The organism is Nocardioides sp. GCM10030259 (genome assembly GCF_042666375.1).
Taxonomy (GTDB): domain Bacteria; phylum Actinomycetota; class Actinomycetes; order Propionibacteriales; family Nocardioidaceae; genus Nocardioides.
In genome coordinates, this window is record NZ_JBHTDF010000018.1 from 26,032 (window position 1) to 50,419 (window position 24,388).

The 24,388-nt window shown below is 72.7% G+C and carries 23 protein-coding genes; 12 read left to right on the forward strand and 11 right to left on the reverse strand.

What is annotated here, in order from left to right:
* The first annotated feature begins 69 nt into the window (after positions 1–69).
* Entirely contained in the window at positions 70–633 is a 564-nt protein-coding gene (locus tag ACFQQI_RS13275; RefSeq protein ID WP_378563836.1) for a hypothetical protein, read from the forward strand.
* Here ACFQQI_RS13275 and ACFQQI_RS13280 read toward each other — a convergent pair.
* From ACFQQI_RS13280 to ACFQQI_RS13315, 8 genes are all read right to left on the reverse strand, one after another.
* The gene (locus ACFQQI_RS13280; protein WP_378563839.1) at positions 611–1,510 is read right to left on the reverse strand and encodes a sucrase ferredoxin; all 900 of its coding nucleotides are present in this window, start codon (positions 1,508–1,510) and stop codon (positions 611–613) included. The genes ACFQQI_RS13275 and ACFQQI_RS13280 overlap by 23 nt on opposite strands.
* Entirely contained in the window at positions 1,507–2,622 is a 1,116-nt protein-coding gene (locus tag ACFQQI_RS13285; RefSeq protein ID WP_378563842.1) for a cupin domain-containing protein, read from the reverse strand. Before ACFQQI_RS13285 ends, ACFQQI_RS13280 begins: the two co-directional genes overlap by 4 nt.
* Positions 2,623–2,877 (reverse strand): hypothetical protein, encoded by a 255-nt coding sequence (locus ACFQQI_RS13290; protein ID WP_378563845.1) that lies wholly within the window; start codon positions 2,875–2,877, stop codon positions 2,623–2,625.
* 107 nt (positions 2,878–2,984) lie between these two features.
* The gene (locus ACFQQI_RS13295) at positions 2,985–5,936 is read right to left on the reverse strand and encodes an ATP-binding protein (protein WP_378563848.1); all 2,952 of its coding nucleotides are present in this window, start codon (positions 5,934–5,936) and stop codon (positions 2,985–2,987) included.
* Between the two features lie 79 nt (positions 5,937–6,015).
* Positions 6,016–6,186 carry a hypothetical protein gene (locus ACFQQI_RS13300; protein ID WP_378563851.1) on the reverse strand — a complete coding sequence of 57 codons (171 nt, stop codon included), beginning with the start codon at positions 6,184–6,186 and terminating at the stop codon, positions 6,016–6,018.
* Positions 6,187–6,305: 119 nt separating this feature from the next.
* A complete protein-coding gene (hutI, locus tag ACFQQI_RS13305) occupies positions 6,306–7,451 on the reverse strand; it encodes an imidazolonepropionase (protein ID WP_378563854.1) in 1,146 nt (381 codons plus the stop codon).
* Positions 7,436–8,713: a formimidoylglutamate deiminase gene (locus ACFQQI_RS13310; protein WP_378563857.1), complete on the reverse strand. Its 1,278-nt coding sequence runs from the start codon at positions 8,711–8,713 to the stop codon at positions 7,436–7,438. Before ACFQQI_RS13310 ends, hutI begins: the two co-directional genes overlap by 16 nt.
* On the reverse strand, positions 8,710–9,894 hold the full coding sequence (locus tag ACFQQI_RS13315) for an allantoate amidohydrolase (RefSeq protein WP_378563860.1): 1,185 nt from the start codon (positions 9,892–9,894) through the stop codon (positions 8,710–8,712). The genes ACFQQI_RS13310 and ACFQQI_RS13315 overlap by 4 nt, the downstream gene beginning before the upstream one ends.
* 23 nt (positions 9,895–9,917) lie before the next feature.
* On the opposite strand from ACFQQI_RS13315, the gene ACFQQI_RS13320 reads away from it, so the two are divergent.
* The 5 genes from ACFQQI_RS13320 (at position 9,918) to ACFQQI_RS13340 (ending at position 14,777) form a co-directional block, all read left to right on the forward strand.
* A complete protein-coding gene (locus ACFQQI_RS13320) occupies positions 9,918–10,523 on the forward strand; it encodes a nitroreductase family protein (RefSeq protein WP_378563863.1) in 606 nt (201 codons plus the stop codon).
* A 259-nt stretch (positions 10,524–10,782) separates the two neighbouring features.
* A complete protein-coding gene (locus ACFQQI_RS13325; protein WP_378563866.1) occupies positions 10,783–12,108 on the forward strand; it encodes a M20/M25/M40 family metallo-hydrolase in 1,326 nt (441 codons plus the stop codon).
* Positions 12,105–13,547 (forward strand): MFS transporter, encoded by a 1,443-nt coding sequence (locus ACFQQI_RS13330; protein WP_378563869.1) that lies wholly within the window; start codon positions 12,105–12,107, stop codon positions 13,545–13,547. The genes ACFQQI_RS13325 and ACFQQI_RS13330 overlap by 4 nt, the downstream gene beginning before the upstream one ends.
* 19 nt (positions 13,548–13,566) lie before the next feature.
* On the forward strand, positions 13,567–13,935 hold the full coding sequence (locus ACFQQI_RS13335) for a hypothetical protein (RefSeq protein WP_378563872.1): 369 nt from the start codon (positions 13,567–13,569) through the stop codon (positions 13,933–13,935).
* Entirely contained in the window at positions 13,932–14,777 is an 846-nt protein-coding gene (locus ACFQQI_RS13340) for a 3-hydroxybutyryl-CoA dehydrogenase (RefSeq protein WP_378563874.1), read from the forward strand. The genes ACFQQI_RS13335 and ACFQQI_RS13340 overlap by 4 nt, the downstream gene beginning before the upstream one ends.
* A 12-nt stretch (positions 14,778–14,789) precedes the next feature.
* Here ACFQQI_RS13340 and ACFQQI_RS13345 read toward each other — a convergent pair whose 3' ends face one another.
* Positions 14,790–15,518, reverse strand: coding sequence for a hypothetical protein (locus tag ACFQQI_RS13345; RefSeq protein ID WP_378563877.1), 729 nt, complete (start codon positions 15,516–15,518; stop codon positions 14,790–14,792).
* Between the two features lie 156 nt (positions 15,519–15,674).
* On the opposite strand from ACFQQI_RS13345, the gene ACFQQI_RS13350 reads away from it, so the two are divergent.
* From ACFQQI_RS13350 to ACFQQI_RS13370, 5 genes are all read left to right on the forward strand, one after another.
* Positions 15,675–16,772: an HpcH/HpaI aldolase/citrate lyase family protein gene (locus tag ACFQQI_RS13350; protein WP_378563880.1), complete on the forward strand. Its 1,098-nt coding sequence runs from the start codon at positions 15,675–15,677 to the stop codon at positions 16,770–16,772.
* Complete coding sequence (locus ACFQQI_RS13355) at positions 16,772–17,638, forward strand: HpcH/HpaI aldolase/citrate lyase family protein (protein WP_378563883.1); 867 nt, start codon at positions 16,772–16,774, stop codon at positions 17,636–17,638. The genes ACFQQI_RS13350 and ACFQQI_RS13355 overlap by 1 nt, the downstream gene beginning before the upstream one ends.
* Before the next feature lies 1 nt (position 17,639).
* Complete coding sequence (gene dtd, locus ACFQQI_RS13360) at positions 17,640–18,080, forward strand: D-aminoacyl-tRNA deacylase (protein WP_378563886.1); 441 nt, start codon at positions 17,640–17,642, stop codon at positions 18,078–18,080.
* 75 nt (positions 18,081–18,155) lie between these two features.
* Positions 18,156–18,299: a hypothetical protein gene (locus tag ACFQQI_RS13365; RefSeq protein ID WP_183595197.1), complete on the forward strand. Its 144-nt coding sequence runs from the start codon at positions 18,156–18,158 to the stop codon at positions 18,297–18,299.
* Between the two features lie 61 nt (positions 18,300–18,360).
* Entirely contained in the window at positions 18,361–19,464 is a 1,104-nt protein-coding gene (locus ACFQQI_RS13370; protein WP_378563890.1) for a matrixin family metalloprotease, read from the forward strand.
* Positions 19,465–19,496: 32 nt separating this feature from the next.
* Here the strand turns inward: ACFQQI_RS13370 and hutU are convergent, their stop codons facing one another.
* Positions 19,497–21,215, reverse strand: coding sequence for a urocanate hydratase (gene hutU, locus ACFQQI_RS13375; protein WP_378563893.1), 1,719 nt, complete (start codon positions 21,213–21,215; stop codon positions 19,497–19,499).
* The gene (gene hutH, locus ACFQQI_RS13380; protein ID WP_378563896.1) at positions 21,212–22,774 is read right to left on the reverse strand and encodes a histidine ammonia-lyase; all 1,563 of its coding nucleotides are present in this window, start codon (positions 22,772–22,774) and stop codon (positions 21,212–21,214) included. The genes hutU and hutH overlap by 4 nt, the downstream gene beginning before the upstream one ends.
* A gap of 218 nt (positions 22,775–22,992) precedes the next feature.
* On the opposite strand from hutH, the gene ACFQQI_RS13385 reads away from it, so the two are divergent.
* The gene (locus ACFQQI_RS13385; RefSeq protein WP_378563899.1) at positions 22,993–24,354 is read left to right on the forward strand and encodes a choice-of-anchor P family protein; all 1,362 of its coding nucleotides are present in this window, start codon (positions 22,993–22,995) and stop codon (positions 24,352–24,354) included.
* The last annotated feature ends 34 nt before the right edge of the window (positions 24,355–24,388 follow it).

The following is a 24,388-nucleotide window of genomic DNA, read 5'->3' on the forward strand; positions in this document are numbered from 1 at the left end:
CGTTCCGGTCGCTGAAACTGCGGTCGGGCGACCGGAACGTGCCGGACTATCACCCCTAGGCTCACGATCATGGCCCTGCTGCACCACGCGACCCTGACGCCGACGAAGCCCGAGCTGCTCGCGACCTGGATCCCCAGGCAGCCGTGGGCGGAGGGCCTGCCGGGGCTGACCCCGTTCGGCGGCTACCGGCTGGACGACCCGGCGGGCGAGGTCGGCATGGAGGGGATCATGCTGCGCAGCGCGGACGGCTCGGTCGTCGCGCACGTGCCGCTGACCTACCGCGCCGAGCCGCTCGAGGGCGCCGAGGACCACCTGGTCGGGACCACCGAGCACTCGGTGCTCGGCACCCGCTGGGTGTACGACGCGACCGGCGACCCGGTCTGGATCGCGACCGTCACGGCGACGGTGCTCGAGGGCGGCAGCGGCGCGGAGGAGTACTTCAAGGTGGACGGGCGCAAGCAGACCCGCGAGCCGAAGGTGGCCGTCACGGGGAGCGGTGAAACGGTGGTGCGACCGGAGGTCGTCGTCGTCCACGAGGTCGGCACGGCCCCGGAGAGTGACGCCGTGCTGCACGGCCGTTGGGACGGCGGCGAGGGCGTGCTGGTCGTGGTCAGGAGCGACGAGCCACGCTGACGAGCTCGTGCGCGGGCACCGGGTTGTCCCTGCCGGCCTTGCACGTCAGGCGGGTGGCGGTGGCGGGGTCGCGGATCGTGCGCACGACGACGTCGTACGTGCCGCCGGCGACGGTGAACGAGGCCGAGGTGAGGTCGCCGTCGACGGACCGGCCGGCGAGGACGACATCGTCCTCGCGGGTCGCGCCGAGCTCGCGGCGCAGGTGGATCTCGGCGGCCTGCACCGCCATCGGGTACGACGCGCGGCCGCGCAACCGGTCGAGGTCGAGCTCGCCGGCCAGGTGGGCGCCGGCCACCGCGATCGACGAGGCCGGGTCGAGACGGCCGTAGTAGAGACCGTGCGGGAGCACCACCATGTTGGCGGCGAAGCGGTCGCCGCCGATGTGGGACACCTCCCAGGTCTCCTGCGGGTGCGCGCGGTCGAGCGCCTGAGCCACCGGACGCCCGCGCTCGGCGCAGCAGGCGTCGTGACGGCCGTTGGTGCAGACGCAGAAGATCGAGCCGTCGTACGCCGGGAGGCCGGACGTGCCGCCGCGCCGGAGCGCCCCGAGGTCGACATCGAGCACGTCGCGCGGGTCGGCGAGGACCGCCGACTCCAGTCGCGGCCGCTCCGGGTCGGCGTACGCCGCGAGGGCCCGGACGCCGTGGGTTGAGTCGGGCTGGGAGCTGAAGCGCCGGATCAGCAGCACCTTGGCCCGGTGCTCCTTCGCCCGGCGCTCGAGCTCGGCTCCGAGTCCCTCGGGCAGCCGGGCGTCGCGGAGCGCGCGGTCACCCCACGGGCCGACGTGCTCGAGCAGCAGCCAGGTGCGGACGTGGGTGGCCGTGCCGGCGACGGGCTCGTCCCGCAGCAGGCTCTCGGCCGCACAACGGAACCTCACGCGATCTCCAGCAAGCCTTCCCGGACCAGCCGGCGGCACAGCACCAGGCCGCTCTCGGCATCCAGGGGCAGGTCGCCGGGAGTGAGCTCCTCGCGGCCGCGGAGCTCCTCGAGCGCGGGCCGGATCCGCGCCGGCACCATGAGCGACCGGTCGCCGAGCAGGACCTCGACGGTGTCACCGCGGTCGAGCAGCACGCACGGATGGCCGGGTCGTCGTCGCAGCACCGTGGTCGCCGCGATCTCGCCGCGGCCGAGCACGTCGTGCAGCCCGCCGGTGAGGCGCGGCGGCCGCGAGGTGAGGAAGCGGCGTACCTCGATCTCGACGGCGGCGTCCGCGTCGACGGCGCGTACGGCGTCGGCCACCTGCTCGAGCCGCTCGGCCAGGCCGGAGCCCAACACCGCCGGGTCGTCGAGGAAGCCGGCCGGGAGGTGGTCGGCGGGCACGCCCTCCACGACCGAAGCCAGCGTCCGCTCGACCAGGCCGCGCCACGTCAGCTGGTTGATGCCGAGCGTGACGTGGAGGGAGACGGTCTCCTGCGCGCGGGCGGCGTGGGGCGTGCCGGTCGGGAGGTACATCGACACGCCGGGCTCGAGGAGCACCTCCTCGGGGCCGTCCTCGCCGTGCACCTCCCACAGCTTGGAGCCGGCCGTCTGGAAGACGAACACGTCGTGGGAGTCGGAGTGCACCGCGAACCCCTGGGCGGCCGGCGGCGTCAGGTAGGCGTTGGCCTGGCAGGGGTGGCCGAGCTCGAGCTCCAGCTCCGCGACGAGCCGGGTCAGCGGCGGCCAGTAGCGGTGCAGGCCCTGGAAGACGACGGTCGCGCCGTCGTCGAAGAGCGCGAGCGCCTTGCGCGCGTCGACCAGCCCGGTGAGCGACTTGCCGGCGATCGTCGCGCTGCGCGTGTACGTCGACTCGGGCAGCACGTTCCCGTCTCGGGCCAGCCGGACGGAGGGCGTGCGGATCGCCGACGAGGTCAGCAGGTGGTCGGCGTCGTCCAGCGACAGCAGCGCGACGAGCTCGGCGGGGTCGGTGCGATGGAGGTGGACGCGCGACGCCCAGACCTTCGCGAGGAAGGTCTGGGCGTCACCGCTGAGCAGGTCGAGAGCAGTCACTCAGGACGCGTCGCCGTCGGTGCCGTCGCCGTCCGTGCCGTCGCTGTCGCCGCTGTCACCGTCGGTGCCGTCACCATCGGTGCCGTCGCTGTCGCCGCCGTCGCCGTCCGTGCCGTCGCCGTCGGTGCCGTCGCTGTCGCCGCTGTCACCATCGGTGCCGTCACCGTCGGTGCCGTCCGCGTCGCCGACGCCACCGCTCGCACCGGGATCAGTGGTCGTCATCTCGTCGTCGCTGAGGGGCTCTTCCGGGGTCATCGCGTCCTCCTGGGTCGGGTGCGGGCTGTGCCGTAAGTCTGCTGGGAGGCGGACCGGCTCACAAGCCGTACCCGAGCGGCCGGGTCGTACACCGCACGGCCGTCGCGTCAGCCGATCAGGCCCCGCCGGCGCGCGATGGCCGCGGCCTCGGTCCGCCCGGCCGCGTCGAGCTTGGCGAGGATGTTCGAGACGTGCACCGAGACCGTCTTGGCGCTGATGAACAGCTGCTTGCCGATCTCGCCGTTCGAGCGTCCGTCGGCGACCAGCGTCAGGATCTCGGTCTCGCGGGGCGTCAGCGCGTCGGGGCCGGCCTCGGCGCGTGCCGGCGCGGAGCCGATGGCCTTCAGCTCGTCGAGCAGCGGGTGGGCCCCGAGGTCGTGGGCGACAGCACGGGCGAGGTCGCCCTGCTCTCGCGCGGCCGCGGTGTCGCCGGTGGCGCGCAGGATGCCGGCGTACGTCGTGCGCACCAGCGCGAGCTCGTGGACGTGGCCGAAGTCCTCGAAGAGCGTGACGGTCTCGCGCCAGGCGTCGACGAGTGCCTCCCGGGGCGGCGCGTCCACCCCGGCGATCCAGCGCGCCCGGAGCGTCTCGGCGTCGAGCCGCTTCTTCCAGGCCCGGCCCTCGGGACCCCAGTGCCCGGAGGGGTCGGAGTAGCGCTGGACGACGATGTTGCCGTCCTCGCTCAGCCGCTCGACGGCCGGCATGACGGCAACGCGCTCGGCGCCCGAGAGGCTCTGCAGCGCCTGGTTGACGGCGCCGATGGCGACGGCGCCGAACCGGATCCGCGCGCTGAACCACTCGTGCCAGGTGCGGGACAGCACGGCGACGACGTCGTCGTACGCCTGCACCGCGCCCGCGGCGTCACCGCTGCGGCCTGCGTGCACCATCTCGAGGGCGGCCGAGTGGATCGCGATGCCGCCCTCGCGCGACCAGAAGCGGCGCAGCTTGCGGGCGGCGGCGCCGACGTCCTCGCCGCGAGCCTGGAGCACGTTGAGCCGGAGCGCGTCGAGGTTGGCGCGCGGGATCGGCGGCGGGTTCTGCCCGCTCGCGTCGGTCAGCTCGATGACGTCGTCCCAGCCGCCGCGGACCGTGCGGATCCAGCTCAGCTGGACGCGCGACTCGAAGGCGTACGGCGTCCACGGCAGGTTGGCGGCGTCCGCCCGGTCGATGACGCTGCGGAACCACCGCTCCGCTTCGTCCCACTCCGCCCAGTCCTCGTAGGACCGCGCGAGCAGGAACCTCGCCCGCAGCTCGGCGTGCATCGCGTCCGCGGCCTCGGACCGCGCGATCGCCTCGCGCAGTGCCTCGCGCAGACCCTCCTTGGGCCCGGTCTTCTTCAGGCCGCTCAGGGTGGTGATCGCCTCCGACGCGAGCTGGTGGAGGTCAAGGCGCTCGTCGAGGGCGAGGGCCTCCAGCCCGACCAGCTGCGCCTCCTCGTAGCGACCCATGCCGGCGAGCACCCGGGCATGCGTGGTGAGTGCTCGGGCCCGCAGGTGGTTGTCGCCCTCCGGAGCGAGCGCGAGCGCCTCGGCCGACACCTCGGAAGGGTCCTCGTCGGTGTCGACGACGATGAGGATGCCGGCGCGGGCGGTGAGCATGCGCGACCGCCACTCCGGCGGCGCGTCGGCCGGCAGCCGGTCGAGCTGCTCCTGCAGGAGCGCGACCGCACGGATCGTGTCGCCGCTCTCGCTCAGCGACTCTGCGGCGTTGGTGGCCAGCTTGGACACGTCGACGTCGGTGCGCTCACAGCGGCGCGGGTCGGCGAGCAGCTCGAGCGCCTGCTGGTAGTGGTACGCCGCCTCGTCGGGCCCGCCGACGTCCCAGGCCTCGCGGCCGGCCTGGATGCTGGCGGTCAACGCGGTGTCGAGGTCGTTGGCGAGCCGCGCGTGGCGGGCCAGCTCGGCGGCGGTCCCACGGGCGGCGCCGCTCTGGAGCGCCGCGACGTACCCCGCGTGCAGCCGCGCGCGCTCGCCGGGCAGGAGGTCGTCGTAGACCGCCTCGCCGAGGAGCGCGTGACGGAAGGAGTAGCGGCCCTCCTGGGCGAGCAGCACGTTCATCTCGACGGCCTTGCGCAGGCCCTCGTCGAGGGCCGCACCGTCGAGCCCGGACGTCGCCGCGAGCATGTCGTGGGAGACCCGGCGGCCCGACGCGCTCGCGGTGCGCACCACCTGGCGGGCGGTCTCGTCGAGCCGGTCGAGGCGCACCAGCAGCACGTCGGCGAGGTCCGCGGGCACCCACCGGCCCGGCTCGGCCGCCGCGCTGGTGAGCTCCTCGACGAAGAACGCGTTGCCCTCGGCGCGCTCGACGATGTCGGCGAGCTCCTTCTCGGCCAGTCCCTCGGGGACGAGCTCGTGGATCAGCGCCCGCACCGCGTCCTCGGGCAGCGGGGACAGGGCGACCCGGTGGACGCCGCGGATGCGGGACCACTCGGCGACCTGGCGGCGTAGGGGGTGGCGGCGGTGCAGGTCGTCGGAGCGGTACGACGCGACCACCGCGACCGGACCGTCGAACGGGCGCGAGAAGAGGAAGCTGAGGAGCTCGCGCGTCGACTGGTCGGCCCAGTGGGTGTCCTCGACCACGAGGAGGACCGGCGCCGTGGCGGCGGCGGTCTCGAGGAGGGTGTGCACGGCCTCGAAGAGGTCGGCGCGGTCGAGGGTGCCCGCTTGGTCGGGCGCGGTGGCCGCGGAGCCCATCACGCGGCGCCCCGGCTGGAGCCGGGCCAGGGCGGGGTACTGCGCCGCGACCTGCTCGACGACGTCGGGCAGGTCGGTCGCGACGCGGCCGAGGATCTCGGAGAACGGCAGGTACGGCAGCGCCGAGTCGCCGAAGTCGAGGCAGTGGCCCGCGAAGACCCGCCAGCCCTCGACGAACGCCTCGTCGCGGAGCTCGACGAGGAGCCGGGTCTTCCCGACGCCCGCGTCACCCGACAGCAGCGCCACCCCGCCCGGCGTACCCGTCTCGGGCGTGGAGGTCGGGGACGGACGAACGCCGAGCAACGAAGAGAGCTCCGTCAGCTCGGCGTCTCGCCCGACCAGGGTCCGGCTGGTGTGTGCTGCCACGCCGTCCATGATCCCGTTTTCGGTTGTGTCGTGCTCCTGAATAGTCGCCAGCGTGACGCCACTCATGGCGCGCCGCCGGTCAGCTGGCCCAGGTGGTGGTCGTGTCGCCGGTGTCTCCGGGCCAGTCGCCGTTGCTGCGGCGAGCGAGCGAACGACGCCGGCGGCGGCCGGCGATGTCGGAACGGATCCGACCGAGGCGGTACTCCATCTCGGTCTTCAGGTAGTCCTGGTGTGCGGTGTTGTCGAACATGGTGTGGGCTCCTCAGCTCCTCGTTGATGACCCGAGGTTCGTCGTCTGAGGTAGGCCCGCACATCGGGTGGGTGCCCTATTCGGCTCCCGGACCCGCCTGAGGCAGTGCCTTAGGCGTCCTAGGTGGGTCGCCCCCCGACCCAGGTGGCCGCCACCAGGGGTACGCCGGGGCGGTAGGCGAGGTGCACGTGGCTGGGGGCGTCGAGGACGACCAGGTCGGCGCGCCGGCCGGGCACGAGCGCGCCGACGTCGTTGCGGTCGAGGGCGCGGGCACCGACGTACGTCGCGGCGCGCACCGCCTCGGCCGGGGTCATCCCCATCTCGCGCACCGCGAGGGCGACGCAGAGCGGGATCGAGCTAGTGAAGCACGAGCCGGGGTTGCAGTCCGACGCGAGCGCGACGTGGACCCCGGCGTCGAGCAGGCGGCGGGCGTCGGGGTAGGGCTGCTTGGTCGAGAACTCCACGCCCGGGAGCAGCGTGGCGATCGTGTCGCTGTCGGCCAGGGCCGCGACGTCGTCTTCGCTGAGGTAGGTGCAGTGGTCGACGGCGACCAGGCCGAGCTCGGCGGCGAGCCGGACGCCCTCGCCGTAGGTCAGCTGGTTGGCGTGGAGCCGGCCCCGGAGGCCCGCGGCCGCGCCTGCGTCGAGGATCGCGCGGGCCTGGTCGGCGTCGAAGGCCCCGCGCTCGCAGAAGACGTCGATCCAGCGGGCGTGCGGGCGGGCGGCCTCGAGCATCGGGCCGGTGACGAGCTCGACGTACTCCTGCGGGTCGCCGTCGGGGACGACGTGGGCGCCGAGGTACGTCGTCTCCTCGGTGAACTGCCGCGCGACGGCCAGGCTGCGGGCCTCGTCGTGCACGGTCAGGCCGTAGCCGCTCTTGATCTCGACCGTCGTCGTGCCCTGGCGGCGCATCTCGTCGACGAGCCGGGCGACGTGGCTGGTGAGCTGCTCGTCGGTCGCCGCCCGGGTGGCCGCGACGGTGGTGCGGATGCCGCCGGCGGCGTACGGCGTGCCCGCCATCCGGGCGGCGAACTCCGGGGCGCGGTCGCCGCCGAAGACCAGGTGCGAGTGGGAGTCGACGAAGCCCGGCAGCACGGCGCGGCCGCCGACGTCGACCATCTCATCGGCGTCGGGGGCATCGCTCGCGGAGCCGACCCAGGCGACCTTCGCGCCGTCGACCACCAGGGCGGCTTCCTCGATCGTGAGCGGTCCGTCGGGGTCGCTCGTGAAGAGCTCGCCGATGTTGGTGATCAGGGTCGTGGCCACAGTGCTCCCATCGCTGAGTCGAGCTCCCGCCCGATCGCCTCGTCGTCCGCGCTCGTATAGACGCGTTCGCCGCCGACGACCACATGGGTGACGTCGGCGCCGGTCGCCGCGAAGACGGCGGTGTTCTCGTCCGCGCCGGTGCCCGCGGTGCGCGGGCTGGCGGTGTCGATCGTGGCCAGGTCGGCGGGCTCGCCGACCGCGATCCGGGTCCTGGTGCCGATCTCGAGCAGCTCGGCCGCGGACCAGTGGCCGCGCACCTGGGTCGCCAGCCGCTCGTCCATCTCGAGGCCGCGCAGCTCCTCGAACGGGTCGATCACCGCGTGGCTGTCGCTGCCGATCGTGATCCGGCAGCCCGCCTCGGCCAACCGCCGGGCAGGCCCGATGCCGTCGGCGAGGTCGCGCTCGGTCGTCGGGGTGATGCAGACGTTGGTCCTCGTCGCACCCAGGACCGCGATGTCGTCGTCGGTCAGGTGCGTCGCGTGCACGACCGTGGTGCCCGGTCCGAGCAGACCCTCGTCGTGGAGCAGCCGGGTCGGGGTGACGCCGTACGCCGCGAGGCACGCCTCGTTCTCCGCGACCTGCTCGGACAGGTGGACGTGCAGGGGCGCCCGGCCGCGGAACACGTGCAGCTGGCCGCGCGGCACCGCCCGAACCGAGTGGATCGCGGCCGGTCCGTCGCCGACCCGCTCGGCCCACCGCTCCGCCGTACCGTCGCTGTAGCGGAGCTGGACGCCCTCGGGCGGGGCGCCGAAGCCGCTGCTGACGTAGCAGGTGTCGAGCAGCGTGATCCCGAGGCCGGCCTCCGCGGCCGCGGACCGCAGCGCGTCGCCCATCGCCGGCTCCGGCTCGTGGAGGTAGTGGAACTCGGACACGGCCGTGTAGCCCGCGGCCACCATCTCCCGGTACGTCGCCCGCGCCAGGGCGAAGCAGGTGTCCGGCGTGAGCCGCTCCGCGACGGCGTACATCTGCTCGCGCCAGGTCCAGAACGTCCCGCGCTCCCGCTGGGTCCGTCCGCGCAGCGCCCGGTGGAACGCGTGGCTGTGGTCGTTGACCAGCCCGGGGATCGTCAGACCGGGAAGGGTGGCGGTTTCCCCGGTGGGCCGGGGAAACCTGACGTTGTGGGCCGAAGCTTCACCCGGCAACGTCAGGCTTTGCCCCAACGGTGTGACAGATGTGAAGAGTCCGTCCTCGATCTCGACCAGCACGTCGTCGCGTACGGCGCCGTCGACCCAGGCCCGTTCCAGGAGGTACGACGTGTTCATCGGGTGAGCCTGTCGAGGGTGTCGGCGAGCGCCGAGACGCCGACGAGGCAGTCCGCCATCGACGCCTCCTCCTCGGGCGAGTGCGAGACGCCCGTCGGGTTGCGGACGAACAGCATCGCGGTCGGGATGCCCGCAGCAGAGAGGATCCCGGCGTCGTGGCCGGCCTGGGTCGGGATGACCGGCCAGTCGCCACCCTCGTGGTCGGCGGCGACCGTCGCGGCGAGGGCGGGGTCGAAGACCACCGACGACGACACCGACTCCGCCGTGACCTCGAGCGCGGTGCCGTCGCGACCCGCGCGGTCGGAGGCCTGCTTGGCGATCGCCTCGACGAGCTCCGCGAGCGCGGAGTCGGAGGCGCACCGGGCGTCGAGCCAGGCGGTGACGCGGGAGGGTACGGCGTTGGTGCCGTTCGGCATCACGTCCACCCGCCCGAACGTCGCCCGCTGCCCGGACAGCCGGGCCTGCTTGTTGGCCGCCAGCGCGGTCATCGCATAGGTCAGCATCGGGTCGTGGCGGTCCTCCATGCGGGTCGTGCCCGCGTGGTTGGCGGCCCCGGCGAAGTCGAAGCGGTAGCGCCCGTGCGGCCAGATCTCGCTCGCGACGCCGACCGCCGCGCCCCGGTCGACGAGGTCGCGGCCCTGCTCGACATGGAGCTCGACGAACGTGCCGACCGACTCCAGCAGCGACGACGAGCCTCCGGCCACGACGTCGCCGAGCGCCACCCCGTCCCGGTCGCGCAACGACCGCGCCGACTCCCACGACACCGCGCCGGTCGCCAGCCGCGAGCCCAGGCACGCCAGCCCGAAGCGCGAGCCCTCCTCCTCCACGAACACCGAGACGCCGACCGGCCGCGCCGGCACCACGCCGCGCGAGCGCATCAGGTCGATCGCCGCCAGGGCGGAGACGACCCCCAGCGGCCCGTCGTACGCTCCGCCGTCGAGCACCGAGTCGAGGTGCGACCCGGTCAGCACGGCGGGTCCCGACCCGACGTCCCACCAGCCGACGACGTTGCCGAAGTCGTCGCGCTCGACCCGGAGCCCGCGCGCCGCGCACTGCTCCTCGAACCACGCCGCGAGCTCGCGCTCGGCCGCGTCGAAGGGCTGCCGGAAGTAGCCGCCGGAGACCGCCGACCGCCCCACCGGGGCGAGGTCGGTCCACATCCGCTCGAAGTCGTCAGGCACAGCTGTCCTCATACTTGGTCACCATGGAGTTCCAGGACGTCGTACGTCACCGCCGCATGGTCCGCAACTACTCGACCGACCCGGTCGACCCCGCGATCGTCGCCCGTGCCCTGCACAACGCGACCCGTGCCCCCAACGCCGGGTTCAGCCAGGGCTGGGCGTTCCTCGTGCTCGACACCCCGGACGACGTACGCCGCTACTGGGAGGCGACCGCCGACGACATCGACGACCCCGACGACTGGCTCACCGGCATGATGCGGGCGCCGGTCGTGATCATCCCGTGCTCGAGCAAGGCCGGCTACCTGCGCCGGTACGCCGAGGCCGACAAGGGCTGGACCGACCAGGACGAGTCCCGGTGGCCGATGCCCTTCTGGCACATGGACACGGCGATGGCCGCGCTGCTGATGCTGCAGACCGCGACGGACGCCGGTCTGGCGTCGTGCTTCATCGGCATCCCCACGCCCCGGGTGGACTCCGTGCGCGAGGCGTTCGGCATCGACCCCGACTTCGACCCGATCGGCGTGGTGACGATCGGTCACCCCGAGGCTGGCGGCGCGCAGGGCTCCCCGGCCAAGCGCCGGCGCAAGCCGGTCGCGGACGTCGTGCATCGCGGGCGGTGGGGGCACTAGTGGTCACCGCCCGACGTCCGTCGGGGGCGGCCCGTGCTCCGGGTGTGTGCCGCGCAAGGCGGCGGAGCGCTGGCATACCGGGCCGTCTGTCGAGCGACGCCAACGCAGCGCGGTGCGCGCCCGGGGTGCGGGACGCGCGACGGAGGTCTGGTGGTGGCCACTTGGTCAGTCCATCGGCGTAGCTGCCCGCGGTCAACGCGCCACACCCGTCCCGGGTCTCGCATCCGAGACGGGTCGGAGCGGGCCTACCCTGTCGGTCGTGACGCACCGCGCCGTGGCCAGGCTCCAGGCCCTGATCCGCATCCCGACGGTCTCCTACCCCGACTGGAGCAGCGTCGACACCGACGCGTTCGACCGGTTCGTCGTCGAGCTCGAGCGGCAGTTCCCGCTCCTGCACGAACGCCTCGAGCTGACCCGGGTCGACACCCACGGCCTGCTCTTCCGCTGGCCGGGCCGCAGCGACGCGCGACCGGTGGTGCTGATGGCCCACCTCGACGTCGTCCCCGTCGACGGTGACGCGGTCTGGCAGCACCCGCCGTTCGGTGCCGAGATCCACGACGGAGCGATCTGGGGGCGCGGCACCCTCGACGACAAGGGCCAGCTGGTGGCGATCTGCGAGGCCGTCGAGACCTTGCTCGAGCAGGACTACACACCCGCCCAGGACGTCTGGCTCTCATTCGGCTGCAACGAGGAGGTGTCCGGCTCGGCCGCCTCGCTCGCCGTCGAGGCCCTGAGCAGCCGCGGCGTACGTCCCTGGTTCGTCATGGACGAGGGTGGCGCCGTCGCCGGAGAGGCCTTCCCGGGCGTCGCGGCACCAGTCGGCGTCGTCGGCGTCACCGAGAAGGGCGTCACCTCGCTCGAGCTCCGCGTCGACGGCCGCGGCGGGCACGCCTCGACCCCCGCACGGAACGGCCCGACGGTCCGGATCGCCCGGGCGATCCGGCGGCTGGACCGCCACCAGATGGCGGCGAGCGTCCCCGACCCGACGATCGAGCTGCTGCGCCGCATGGCCCCGCACGGCCCCCGGGCGCTCCGCCCGTTGATGGCGAACGCCGCGCGGCTGCGGCCGGTCCTCACCCGCACGCTGATCGCGGCCGGCCCGGAGCCGGCCGCGATGACGCGGACGACGTTCGCGATCACGACGCTCTCGGGCTCCCCCGCGCTCAACGTGATCGCGTCGACGGCCAGGGCCGGCGTCAACATCCGGATCATGGTCGGCGACACCGTCGCCAGCGTGCTCGAGCACGTGCGCAAGACCATCGACGACGACCAGGTGCAGGTGATCGTGGTCGAGGGCAACGACCCGTGCCCGATCTCCCCGATGGACGAGGCGTTCAAGCTCATCGAGGCGACGATCGGCGAGGTGTTTCCCGACGCGATCGCCGCGCCGTACGTCATGATGGCGGCCACCGACTCGCGGCACTTCACGCGCATCTGTGACCGGGTCTACCGGTTCGCCCCGTTCCGGATGTCCAAGGAGCAGCGCGAGTCGATCCACAGCTACGACGAGCACCTCGGGGTCGACGACTTCGTCGACGGCGTGCGGTGGTACCAGCGCCTGATCGAGAGGATCCCCGCACAGTGACCGTCCTCAACGACCCGCGGGCCAAGAGCCTCGCGACCATCGTCGGGTTCCTCGTCTGCGTCGAGCTCGCCAGCGGCATCCTGCAGGGCTACTACACGCCGATCTTCAGCGACATCGCAGACCACCTCGACATCGCCGACGCCGACGTCAACTGGTTCGAGGCCGCGCAGCTGATCGTCTCCGCGCTCGCCGTACCGCCCCTCGCCCGGCTCGGCGACATCGTCGGCCACAAGAAGGTCCTGCTGCTCTCGACCGCCGTCACCGCGCTGGGCTCCTGGATCATGGCGTTCGCGCCGTCGTTCACGACGTTCCTCGTGGGCTCCGCGATCCAGGGCGCGTACGTCGTGTGGCTGCCGCTCGAGGTCGCGATCATCCACCGGCGCACCGCCGGCACCGGCCGCCAGCACCAGCTCACCCGCCGCGCGGCCGGCATCCTCGTCGGCGCGCTCGAGCTCGCCGTCATCATCGGTGCGCTCACCAGTGGCGCGCTCGTCGAGGCGACCTCGATGACCGTGCTGCTGATGCTGCCGGCGATCGCCGTGACGGTCTGCTTCGCGGTGATCTGGTTCGGCATCGAAGACATGGAGGGCACCTCCTCCGGCGGCCTCGACTGGGGCGGCCTCGGCCTGATCACCGCCTCGCTGGGCCTCGTCATGGCCGGCCTGATCGTGGTGCGACTCGACGGCGTCGGCAGCCCGCTCGCCTGGCTGCTCGTGCTCCTCGGCCTCGCCCTGACCGTGCCGTTCGCGCGCTTCGAGATGCGCCAGGAGGAGCCGATCGTCGACGTACGCCTGCTCGCTGCCCCCGGCCAGTGGCCGGTGCAGCTCACGGCGTTCCTCTTCGGGATGTCGGTGCTCGGCGCCCAGATCCCGCTCTCGACGTTCGCCCGCACCGACCCGGACGTGGCCGGCTACGGCCTCGGCGCCAGCGCGGGATTCGTGTCGACGCTGATCGGCATCTACGTCATCTTCATGGCGATCGGCGCGTTCTCGCTGCCGCTGAGCGCGCGTGCGTTCGGGCCGCGCGGGGCGCTGGTGGTCTCGTCGCTGCTGGTCGCGATCGGCTACGCGATGTGGCTCCCGCTGCACGGCTCGACGCTCCAGGCGCTGATCAACATGGCGGTCATCGGCCTCGGCTCGGGCGCCCTGGTCGCGTCGCTGCCGGCCGCCGCTGCGGCGGCGGCACCGCCCGAACGCACCGGCTTCGCCACCGGCATGACCAACGCGACCAAGACCGTCGGCGGCGCGATCGCCTCCGCCGTCTTCGCCATCGCCCTGTCGGCGACCGGATCCATCGACGACCCGGAGGAGGGCCACGCCGCTCTGTCCGGCTATCTCACCGTCTGGGCCGTCTGCGCGGTCGCCGCACTCCTCGCCGCCATCGCGCTCACGATGCTCCCGCGGCAGGTGCCCGAGGAGCCGACTCCTCTGCTCCGGTAGCGGGGCTACGCTGGCGGGGATGCCAGAGGAGCGCGACCCCGACTGGTGGGTCAGGCAGCTGGTCGAGCGGGAGCGGATCACGGTGCTGCCGCCCAGCCTGGCGCTGCGCAAGGAGGACGCCGAGCTCGACGACCACCTCGACGGGATCAACTACGAGGCCGAGGTACGCCGGGTCGTCGAGGACTTCAACGAGCGGGTGGTCAAGGCCCGCTACTCCCTCCACGGAGGCCCGCCACTGATCACGATGCCTCGTGACGTCGAGGCGACCGTCGCCGCCTGGCGCGAGCGACGCGATGCCCGCCGGGCCGCCCGACCCACCCCCGCCGTACCGCCGCGGCGCCGGCACTGGTGGAATCGGAGCCGCAACCGGGGAGAGGCAGGCAGATGAAGAACGTGGCAGTGGTCGGCGGCGGCCTGATGGGGTCGGGCATCGCCGAGGTCAGCGCCCGGGCCGGGCACGACGTCATCGTGGTGGAGTCGAACGACGACGCGGCCAAGGCCGCCCTCGGCCGGCTCGAGAAGTCGCTCGAGCGGGCGGAGGCCAAGGGCAAGATCGACTCGGCCGCCGACGTGCTGGGCCGGATCCGGGTCGAGACCGACCTGGGCGCGGCGGTCGACCGCGACATCGTCGTCGAGGCGATCGTCGAGGACGAGACGGCGAAGATCGAGCTGTTCAAGCGGCTCGACGCGATCGTCGCCGCCCCCGACGCGATCCTGGCGTCCAACACCTCCTCGATCCCGATCATGAAGCTGGGCGTGGTCACCACCCGACCCACGCAGGTGATCGGCATCCACTTCTTCAACCCGGTCCCGGTGCTCAAGCTCGTCGAGCTGGTGCCGTCGCTGCTGACCTCCGAGGACACCACCGCCCGCTCCCGCGCCTGGGTCGAGGGGTCGCTGGACAAGCAGGCGATCGACTGCCAGGACCGCGCCGGCTTCGTGGTCAACGCGCTGCTGATCCCGTTCATCCTGTCCGCGATCCGGATGTACGAGTCCGGCTTCGCCTCCGCCGAGGACATCGACCGCGGCCTCGTGCTCGGCGCCGCCCACCCGCAGGGCCCGCTCGCGCTCGCCGACCTGATCGGCCTCGACACCACCAAGGCGGTCGCCGAGTCGCTCTACGAGGAGTTCAAGGAGCCGCTGTACGCCGCCCCGCCGCTCCTCCAGCGGATGGTCGACGCCGGCCTGCTCGGCCGCAAGACCGGTCGCGGCTTCTACACGTACGGCTGAGCCGCCGCGCGGTCAGTCCTCCGCGCCTCCCTTGTGGGAGTGCCAGCGGCTGGCGGCGGGAGTCGGATCGGTGTTGCCGGCGGCGTCCGTGGCCCGCACGGCGAGCGTGTGCCATCCGGCCGCCAGGTCCACCAGGCGCAGCTCAGGGCCACAGGCCGTGTACGCCGCCCCATCGAGGCTGCAGGCGAACGTCGCCGGCTCGTTCGCGCTGACGAGGAAGAGCGCGTCGAGCCCGAGGGAGTCCGGGGACACCGTGGTCTCGGGAGGCGTGGTGTCCGCCGACGCGGTCGGGCTGGTCGGACCGGTCGGCGACGGCGTCGCGGTCGGGCTCGCGGACCTGGTCGAGGACGGGCTCTCCGACGGATCCTCGGGTGCCGTGCTCGGTGACGCGGTCGACGTTGACGGCGGCGTCGGCGTGGTCGGCGTGGTCCGGGGGCTCGGGATCGTCGCCGTCGTCGGGGAGGGCGTCTCCGAGCTCTCGGTGGCGGTCGCCCGCGGGTCCCCGCTCCGGCTGGGGGGCGTGCGGACTCCGGACGTGGGCGTGTCCGGCGTGAGGTCCGGCCGCGCGCCCTCGGCCGACGCGGCCGGGTCGGCCGACCCCGCCGGAGGACCGGAGGGCCCGTCGGTCATCGCCCGACCGGCGACGTACCCGCCGCCTCCCAGGATCGTCAGCACCAGCAGCAGCGCCAGTACCCGCAGCGGGCGGACGTCGACGAGTGGTCGGGACCTTCTGGATCGCATTCGAGAAATCTCCGGGGTAGCGGACGGACACCCCCGAAGTCGCTCCCTCGCCCGAGACGGACACGACCCGCCGCACGCTAACAGGCGTGTGGGCACGCGCCGCACTGTCAGATCAGTCATACCGACGAGTAACGATCCGCTGCTACGTTCCGCCCCATGAGCGGAACCCGTAGCGCCAAGGACTTCTTCCGACCCCTCGCGGTCGGCGCACCGACGCCTCTCACCGAGATCCCGGCCCGACCGAGTCGGGCGATCCACTTCTTCGACCCGAGCAACCCGAAGATGGCGGCGAAGGTCCCCGACATGGTCGGCACCGTCGACGTGCTGCTCGGCAACCTCGAGGACGCGATCAAGGCCGACAACAAGATCGCCGCGCGCGAGGGGCTCGTGAAGATCGCGCAGCAGACCGACGGCCTCGGCGGACCGGACGCGAAGACCCAGCTGTGGACCCGCGTCAACTCCCTCGACAGCCCGTGGGTGCTCGACGACCTGACCACGCTCGTCCCCGCGATCGGCGACCGGCTCGACGTGATCATGGTGCCGAAGGTGCAGGGCGCCGAGGACATCCACTACGTCGACCGCCTGCTCGCCCAGCTCGAGGCTCGGGCCGGGCTCGACCGGCCGATCCTCGTGCACGCGATCCTCGAGACCGCGCGCGGCGTCGCGAACGTCGAGGAGATCTGTGGCGCCAGCCCCCGCATGCAGGGCCTGAGCCTCGGCCCGGCCGACCTCGCGGCCGACCGCCGCATGAAGACCACCCGCGTCGGCGGCGGCCACCCCGGCTACCTGGTCCGCGAGGACCCCAACCCCGACCAGCCGGCGGCCGTCCGCGCGACGTACCAGCAGGACCTCTGGCACTACACGATCGCCCGGATGGTCGACGCGTGCGCGATGCACGGCATCTACCCGTTCTACGGGCCGTTCGGCGACATCACGGACACCACGGCGTGCGAGGACCAGTTCCGCAACGCCTTCCTGCTCGGCTGTGTCGGCACCTGGAGCCTGCACCCGACGCAGATCGCCATCGCCCACAAGGTCTTCTCCCCCAGCCTCGAGGACGTCGCGCACGCCCGTCGCGTCGTCGCCGCCATGGGCGACGGCACGGGCGCGGTGATGCTCGACGGGAAGATGGAGGACGACGCCTCCCTGAAGCAGTGCCTCGTGATGGTCGAGCTCGCCGAGCAGCTCGCGGCCATCGACCCCGATCTGAAGAAGCTGTACGACAGCCTGGAAACCCAGAACAGCGAGGCCTGATGTCCGAGTTCACCCCGCTGCGCAGCCTCCTCTACATGCCCAGCTCCAACGAGCGGGCCCTGGAGAAGGCGAAGTCGATCCCCTGCGACGGCCTGATCCTCGACCTCGAGGACGCCGTCGCGCCCGACGCCAAGCCGAGCGCCCGCGAGGCCGCCTGTGCCGCGGCCGCGAGCGGTGACTACGGCCGCCGCACGCTGACGATCCGGGTCAACGGCATCGGCACCGAGTGGCACGAGGCCGATCTCGCCGCCGCCGCGAAGGCCGGCCCCGACTCGGTCGTCGTACCCAAGGTCAACAGCGCCGCCGAGGTCGCCCAGCTGGTCGGCGCCCTCGAGAAGGCCGGCGCGCCGGACCGCACGAAGCTGTGGGCGATGATCGAGACCCCGGTCGCGATCCTCGACGTGCTCGCCATCGCCCGCGCCAGCGAGCGGCTGACCTGCTTCGTCCTCGGAACCAACGACCTCGTCAAGGAGCTGTACGCCGAGCACGTCCCCGGCCGCGCACCGATCCTGCCCAGCCTGCACACCGCGCTGCTCGCCGCTCGCGCCGCCGGCATCGCCATCCTCGACGGCGTCTACAACGACGTGAAGGACGCCGACGGCTTCCTCGCGGAGTGCGAGCAGGGCCGGCAGATGGGCTTCGACGGCAAGACTCTCATCCACCCGGGACAGGTCGACGGCGCCAACAGCGCATTCGCGCCGTCCGCGCACGCCGTCGAGGACGCGCGCGGCCTGATCCAGGCGTTCGAGGACGGGAAGGGCTCCGGCGTCGTCACCTACAACGGGAAGATGGTCGAGAGCCTGCACGTCGAGTCAGCGCAGCGCACGCTCTCGATCCACGAGGCGATCCAGGCCCTCCAGGCCTGACGTGCGCGCCGTCGTCCAGCGGGTCCTCGAGGCCGGCGTCACCGTCGACGGCGAGGTCGTCGGCGCGATCGACGGACCCGGCCTGCTCGTCTACCTCGGCGTCACCCACGACGACGGCCCGGCCGACGTCGCCTGGATCGCCCGCAAGGTCTGGGACCTGCGCATCCTGCGCGACGAGCGGTCCGCCTCCGAGGTCGCCGCACCGGTGCTCGTCATCAGCCAGTTCACGCTGTACGGCGACGCGCGCAAGGGCCGCCGCCCCACCTGGCAGGCGGCCGCGCCCGGTCCGGTGTCCGAGCCGCTCTACGAAGCCGTGTGCACCGCGCTCACCGAGCTCGGCGCCCACGTCGAGCGGGGTGTCTTCGGCGCCGACATGCGCATCACCTCGGTCAACGACGGCCCGATCACGATGATCCTCGAGAGTCCGCGCGGCTCCCGCTGATCGGCCGGGTTTGGCCCCGGGGCCCCCGGGTACAGCCCGTCGTGGTCCAGCCCGGACCACGAAAAGGGAGGAAACATGATCGTCCTCGGCGTCATCCTGCTTCTCATCGGCCTGCTGGCCGGCATTCCGATCCTGACCACGATCGGGGCGATCCTGGCGATCGTCGGGCTCGTGCTCAACCTGGTGCCGATCGGCGGCACCCGGCGTCGGGTGTACTAGGAGTCCCGCAGGTTTCCAGGCACGCGAGACGGGGCATCCACGGCGCGTGAATCGTCTTCGGGTGGCCCGCCTCGCGTGCCTTCTCCTCATCGTCACGACCCTGTCCGCGCTGCCTGCCATCGGCACCGCCAGCGCCTCCGACCCCGGGCCCCGCGAACGCGCCCGCAAGGTCACCTGGCACAACACCACCTACAGCGACGCCGACGGTCTCAAGGTCGCCGCGACGGGGAAGGTGCGGGGCGGCAAGCGCAAGCTCAAGCTCCAGGTGAAGGTCCCAGGTGGCTGGCGCACCTTCGCCCGCGGCCACAGCAAGAAGTCCGGCAAGTTCCACGTCGACGGCCGGCTGAAGTGGTACGGCACCCACAAGGTGCGCATCCACGCCGGTGGCCGGCGCTCCTTCAACAAGTCGACGAAGATCCACGTGAACCCGTCCTGGGCGCCGCGCGGCGCCTCGTCGTCCCACGGCTTCATGAAGAACCGCGGCTACCGGTACAAGTTCGACCCGTGCCAGGTGATCCGCTACCAGGTCAACGCCTCCGACGTCGGTCCGGTCGGGATCGACCTGGCCAAGATGGCGATGGAGCAGGCGGCGTGGGCGTCGGGCATGAAGGTGCGGTACGCCGGCACCACGAACTTCGTGCCGTTCGCCAAGCGTCGCGCCAAGCCCCGACGCGGCATCGACCTCGTCATCGCCTGGGCCGGCAGCGACCAGATCAAGCGGTTCCAGGGCAACACCGGCGGCATCGGGGGTCCGCTCACGGGCCGGTCGGGCATCGCCCGGAAGGGCCACAACAAGGTCTGGCGCATCACGTCGTCCGGCGTCACGATGAACACCGACCAGTGGGTCAACGGGACGCAGTACGCCGGCTGGGACGGCCCGATCTTCACGGTCGGCATGGTGCTGCTCCACGAGATCGGCCACGCCTTCGGGCTCCGGCACGTCAACCACCCGGAGCAGCTGATGTACCCCACCACCGGCCCGCCCGACGCCGACGGCGTCTACCGGGCCCGCTACAGCGCGGGTGACCTGGCCGGCATGCGTCGTTCCGGCCTCGCCGGCGGGTGCGTCCGCAAGGCGCTGTGGCGCACGCGGACCGCGCGGGTCTCCCCGGCGCCGGTCCCGGCACCTGTCCCGGATCCGCTCCCGTACACGTTCCACCGCTGACGAGCTGACCCCGGCAGAGACCTCTGCCGGGGTCAGTCGGTCATCGGGATCCGGACTCCGCGGTCGGCCGCGACCTCGGCGGCGCGGTCGTACCCGGCGTCGACGTGCCGGATCACGCCCATCCCCGGGTCGTTGGTGAGGACCCGCTCGATCTTGCTGGCGGCGAGCTCAGTGCCGTCGGCGACGCACACCTGCCCGGCGTGGATGGACCGGCCCATGCCGACGCCGCCACCGTGGTGGATCGACACCCAGGTCGCCCCGGAGGCGGTGTTGACCAGCGCGTTGAGCAGCGCCCAGTCGGCGATGGCGTCCGAGCCGTCGAGCATCCCCTCGGTCTCCCGGTACGGCGAGGCGACCGAGCCGCAGTCGAGGTGGTCGCGGCCGATGACGATGGGCGCCTTGAGCTCGCCGGACGCCACCATCTCGTTGAACTTCAGGCCGGCGAGGTGGCGCTCGCCGTACCCCAGCCAGCAGATGCGGGCCGGGAGGCCCTGGTAGTGCACGCGCTCGGCGGCCATGGTGATCCACTTGTGCAGCCGCTCGTTCTCCGGGAACAGCTCGAGGATCGCCCGGTCGGTCGCGGCGATGTCGGCCGGGTCACCGGAGAGCGCCGCCCAGCGGAACGGGCCCTTGCCCTCGCAGAAGAGCGGCCGGATGTACGCCGGCACGAAGCCCGGGAACTCGAACGCCCGGTCGTAGCCGCCCTTGCGCGCCTCGTCGCGGATCGAGTTGCCGTAGTCGAACACCTCGGCGCCCTTGTCCTGGAACTCCACCATCGCCCGCACGTGCGCCGCCATCGAGGCCTGCGCCTCCTTGGTGAAGCCCTCCGGGTCCGCCGTACGACGCGACTCCCACTCCTCGAACGGGACGCCGGCCGGCAGGTAGAAGAGCGGGTCGTGCGCCGAGGTCTGGTCGGTGACGATGTCGACCGGGGCGTCCATCTCCAGCAGGGCCGGGAGCATCTCCGCGGCGTTGCCGAGCACGCCGATCGACAGCGGCCGGCGCTCGTCGCGCGCGGCGACCGCCATCGCGACGGCCTCCTCGAGGGACGCCGCCTGGACGTCGAGGTAGCGGTGGTCGATGCGGCGCTGGATGCGGGACTCGTCGCACTCGATGCAGATCACGACGCCGTCGTTCATGGTCACGGCGAGCGGCTGCGCACCGCCCATCCCGCCGAGGCCGGCCGTGACGGTGATGGTGGCGGCAAGAGTCCCGGCGTGTTTCGAGACGGGCGCTAGCGCGCCCTCCTCGACAACCGACGCCCTTCGGGCCAGCTTGTCGGCGACGGCCGCGAACGTCTCGAACGTGCCCTGGAGGATGCCCTGGGTGCCGATGTAGATCCACGACCCCGCGGTCATCTGGCCGTACATCGTGAGCCCGAGGTCCTCGAGCCGCCGGAACTCCTCCCAGTTGGCCCAGTCGCCGACCAGGTTGGAGTTGGCGATCAGCACTCGAGGAGCCCACTCGTGGGTCCGCATGACACCGACCGGCTTGCCCGACTGGACGAGCAGCGTCTCGTCGTCGCCGAGGGCCGAGAGCGTGCGCACGAGCGCGTCGTACGCCTCCCAGGACCGGGCGGCGCGACCGGTGCCGCCGTAGACGACCAGGTCCTCCGGGCGCTCGGCGACCTCCGGGTCGAGGTTGTTCATCAGCATCCGCAGCGGCGCCTCGGTCTGCCACGACCGGGCGGTCAGCTCGGTGCCGTGGGCGGCGTGGATCGGCAGGCGGCCATTCTTCGACTCGGTGGTCATCGCAGTTCTCCAGTCACGGACTCGGCGGCGGACAGGACGGCACCCGAGGCGACCAGCGCGACAGCGGTCTCGATCTCGGGCGAGAGGTGGCGATCGGGGCCGGGACCCTCGATCCCGGACGAGCGCAGCAGCGCGACGACGGCGCCGGTCGCCGGAGAGGGCTCCAGCGGCGCGCGCAGGTCGAGCGCTCGCGCGGCCGTGAGCACCTCGACGGCGACGACCCGGGTGAGGCCGTCGACGGCGCGGCGCAGCTTGCGAGCGGCCGACCAGCCCATCGAGACGTGGTCCTCCTGCATCGCGCTGGACGGGATGGAGTCGACCGACGCGGGCACCGCGAGCCGCTTCATCTCGGAGACGATCGCCGCCTGTGTGTACTGCGCGATCATGTGCCCGCTGTCGACGCCCGGGTCGTCGGCGAGGAACGGCGGCAGCCCGTGGTTGCGGGCCTTGTCGAGGAAGCGGTCGGTACGGCGTTCGCTGATCGACGCCACGTCGGCGGCCGCGATCGCGAGGAAGTCGAGCACGTAGGCCACCGGCGCGCCGTGGAAGTTGCCGTTGGACTCGACCCGGTCCCCCACGACGACCGGGTTGTCGACGGCCGAGGCGAGCTCGCGGCCGGCCACGATCGCGGCGTGCTCGACGGTGTCGCGGGCGGCCCCGTGGACCTGGGGCGAGCAGCGCAGGGAGTAGGCGTCCTGGACCCTGTTGCAGTCGGGTCCGCGGTGCGACGCGACGACGCCGGAGTCGGCGAGCAGCAGCACCAGGTTCGCGGCCGAGTCGGCCTGCCCGGGGTGGGGGCGGAGCGCCTGCAGCTCGGGGGCGAACACCCGGTCGGTGCCGAGCTGGGCCTCGACCGACATGGCCGCCGCGATGTCGGCGGTGCGCAGCAGCCGACGCAGGTCGGCGATCGCCATCACGAGCATGCCGAGCATGCCGTCGGTGCCGTTGATCAGGGCCAGGCCCTCCTTGGCGACCAGCTCGACCGGGGCCAGCCCGACCGCGGCGAGCGCGTCCGCGGCGGGCATCAGCGTCCCGGACCCGTCGCGGACCTCGCCCTCGCCCATCAAGGCGAGCGCGCAGTGCGACAGCGGCGCCAGGTCACCCGAGCAGCCCAGCGAGCCGTACTCCCGCACCACCGGCGTGATGCCGTGGGTGAGCAGCCCGGCGAGGAGCTCCGCGGTCTCACGGCGTACGCCGGTGTGCCCGGTCGCCAGCGTCGAGAGCCGCAGCAGCATCAGCGCGCGCACCACCTCGCGCTCGACCTCGGGCCCGGATCCGGCCGCGTGCGACCGCACGAGCGACCGCTGCAGCTGGGCCCGCATCTCCGTCGGGATGTGCCGGGTCGCGAGCGCCCCGAACCCGGTCGAGACGCCGTACGCCGGGGTCGGCGCGGCCGCCAGCTCGTCCACGACCGACCTGGCCCGGTCGACGGCGGCAAGGGCGTCGTCGGACAGCCGGACGGGGGCGCCGTCGCGGGCGACGGCGATCACGTCGTCGAAGGAGACGGCGCCGACGCCGACCTCGACGGAGGAGCGAGCGGGGCGCACACCGGTGGTCATGGTCGCCATCCTCGCCGTCGCCTCCGGGCGTCACCAGAGCGGCCCGCCGCCTCCCGTCTGGGATCCGAGACCCGGAACCACACCGTGACCGGGCTCACAGTAACGAGTTCTAGTAACGACGGTTTACACGCAGAGTGACGGGGGATGCGCATCTCGACGCTCGATCTCGGGCCGGGAGGGGAGCTCCCGGACGAGCTGACTCTCGGAGGGAAGACCCAATGCCACAGTCCAGACCCCGCGCTGCCCTGACGGCCGCCGTCGGCGCGACGATCGCCCTCGTCGCGCCGCTCGCCCTGGCCGGCCCCGCCGGCGCCGGGCGCCCCGCACCCGAGAGCCCGACGCCGGCCCGAGAGGGCAAGGCGGACACCGCCACCACCACCGGAGCGACGACGTCCGGCGGCGCCGCCGAGGCGGAGCGCCGAGGCGACCGCACCCCGACCGAGTTCGCGCTCCGCAGCTCCGGCTTCGCGACCGACGTCAAGGGCGGCCAGATCCCCGCCGCGTCCGGCGCCACGGCGCTGGCGGTCATCGGCTGCACCAACAAGGCCGGCATCGACCGCAACAACGACCTGGCCTCGATCAAGCTCCCGGGCCTCGGCACCGTGTCCGCCACCAAGACCCGCACCTGGACCAGCCAGACCGGCGAGGAGACCGCGGTCACCACCCAGCACAGCGTCGGCGAGGTCGTGCTCAGCGACTCCCCGCTCGGCACCCTGGGCATCTCCGCGATCACGACGACCGCGAAGGCGTCGCACGACGCCAGCGGCTTCCACGCCTACACCAACACCGACCTCGGCGGACTCACGTTCACGCCGCCGGGCGGCCAGACGCAGGAGCTCAAGCTCCCCGTGCCCGGGCAGCCGATCACGGTCCCCGGCGTCGCGACCATCTCGCTCGCCTCGACCTGGACCCGGGAGAAGAGCGACAAGGCGCGGGCGTACGCCAACGGCCTGCTCGTGCACCTGATCCCGACCGACACCCGGGTCCGCGTCGCGCACGCAGGCGCCGAGATCTTCAGCGGCGTACGCAAGGGCGTCTTCGCCGGATCGGCGTACGGCGTGAGCGGAGCAGTCGGCGGCGACCTCGTCGGCCTCGGCCGCAACCCCGTGCAGCGGGTGCCCTGCCAGGGCACCGGCGGTGAGGTCCGGAAGTCGTCGCTGGCCGGAATCGACCTCGCCGGACAGGTCAAGGTCGGCGCGATGACCAGCGAGGGCATGGGCACCCAGACCGACGGCACCTGGGGCTTCACCCGGTCGAAGATCGCCGACGTCGACCTCGGCGGTGCCCTGAAGATCGAGGGCGTCGTCGCCCAGGCCACCGTCGAGCGGAAGGGCAAGAAGATCACCCGAAGCTGGGACGGCTCGACCATCGGCGCGGTCACGGTCAACGGCCAGCGGATGACGTTCCCGGACACCGGCCCGCTCGAGATCCCCGGCCTCGCGAAGCTCGAGCCGCTGGTGGTGGAGAAGCTCAAGACCGGCATGAAGGTCGTCGGGCTGCGGGTGTCCCTGCTCGACGGCACCGGCGCCGTCATCGACCTCGCCACCGCGCGACTGCGGATCGGCAGGAGCGGCAACTAGCAACACCCCGCAGAACCACTCTGCAAGACAGCGA

Coding starts and splice junctions, on each gene's coding strand:
- ACFQQI_RS13275 (WP_378563836.1), top strand. CDS start 70: ATGGCCCTGCTGCACCACGCGACCCTGACGCCGACGAAGCCCGAGCTG.
- ACFQQI_RS13290 (WP_378563845.1), bottom strand. CDS start 2,877: ATGACCCCGGAAGAGCCCCTCAGCGACGACGAGATGACGACCACTGAT.
- ACFQQI_RS13300 (WP_378563851.1), bottom strand. CDS start 6,186: ATGTTCGACAACACCGCACACCAGGACTACCTGAAGACCGAGATGGAG.
- ACFQQI_RS13310 (WP_378563857.1), bottom strand. CDS start 8,713: ATGAACACGTCGTACCTCCTGGAACGGGCCTGGGTCGACGGCGCCGTA.
- ACFQQI_RS13320 (WP_378563863.1), top strand. CDS start 9,918: ATGGAGTTCCAGGACGTCGTACGTCACCGCCGCATGGTCCGCAACTAC.
- ACFQQI_RS13335 (WP_378563872.1), top strand. CDS start 13,567: ATGCCAGAGGAGCGCGACCCCGACTGGTGGGTCAGGCAGCTGGTCGAG.
- ACFQQI_RS13340 (WP_378563874.1), top strand. CDS start 13,932: ATGAAGAACGTGGCAGTGGTCGGCGGCGGCCTGATGGGGTCGGGCATC.
- ACFQQI_RS13345 (WP_378563877.1), bottom strand. CDS start 15,518: ATGCGATCCAGAAGGTCCCGACCACTCGTCGACGTCCGCCCGCTGCGG.
- ACFQQI_RS13350 (WP_378563880.1), top strand. CDS start 15,675: ATGAGCGGAACCCGTAGCGCCAAGGACTTCTTCCGACCCCTCGCGGTC.
- ACFQQI_RS13355 (WP_378563883.1), top strand. CDS start 16,772: ATGTCCGAGTTCACCCCGCTGCGCAGCCTCCTCTACATGCCCAGCTCC.
- ACFQQI_RS13365 (WP_183595197.1), top strand. CDS start 18,156: ATGATCGTCCTCGGCGTCATCCTGCTTCTCATCGGCCTGCTGGCCGGC.
- hutU (WP_378563893.1), bottom strand. CDS start 21,215: ATGACCACCGAGTCGAAGAATGGCCGCCTGCCGATCCACGCCGCCCAC.
- hutH (WP_378563896.1), bottom strand. CDS start 22,774: ATGACCACCGGTGTGCGCCCCGCTCGCTCCTCCGTCGAGGTCGGCGTC.
- ACFQQI_RS13385 (WP_378563899.1), top strand. CDS start 22,993: ATGCCACAGTCCAGACCCCGCGCTGCCCTGACGGCCGCCGTCGGCGCG.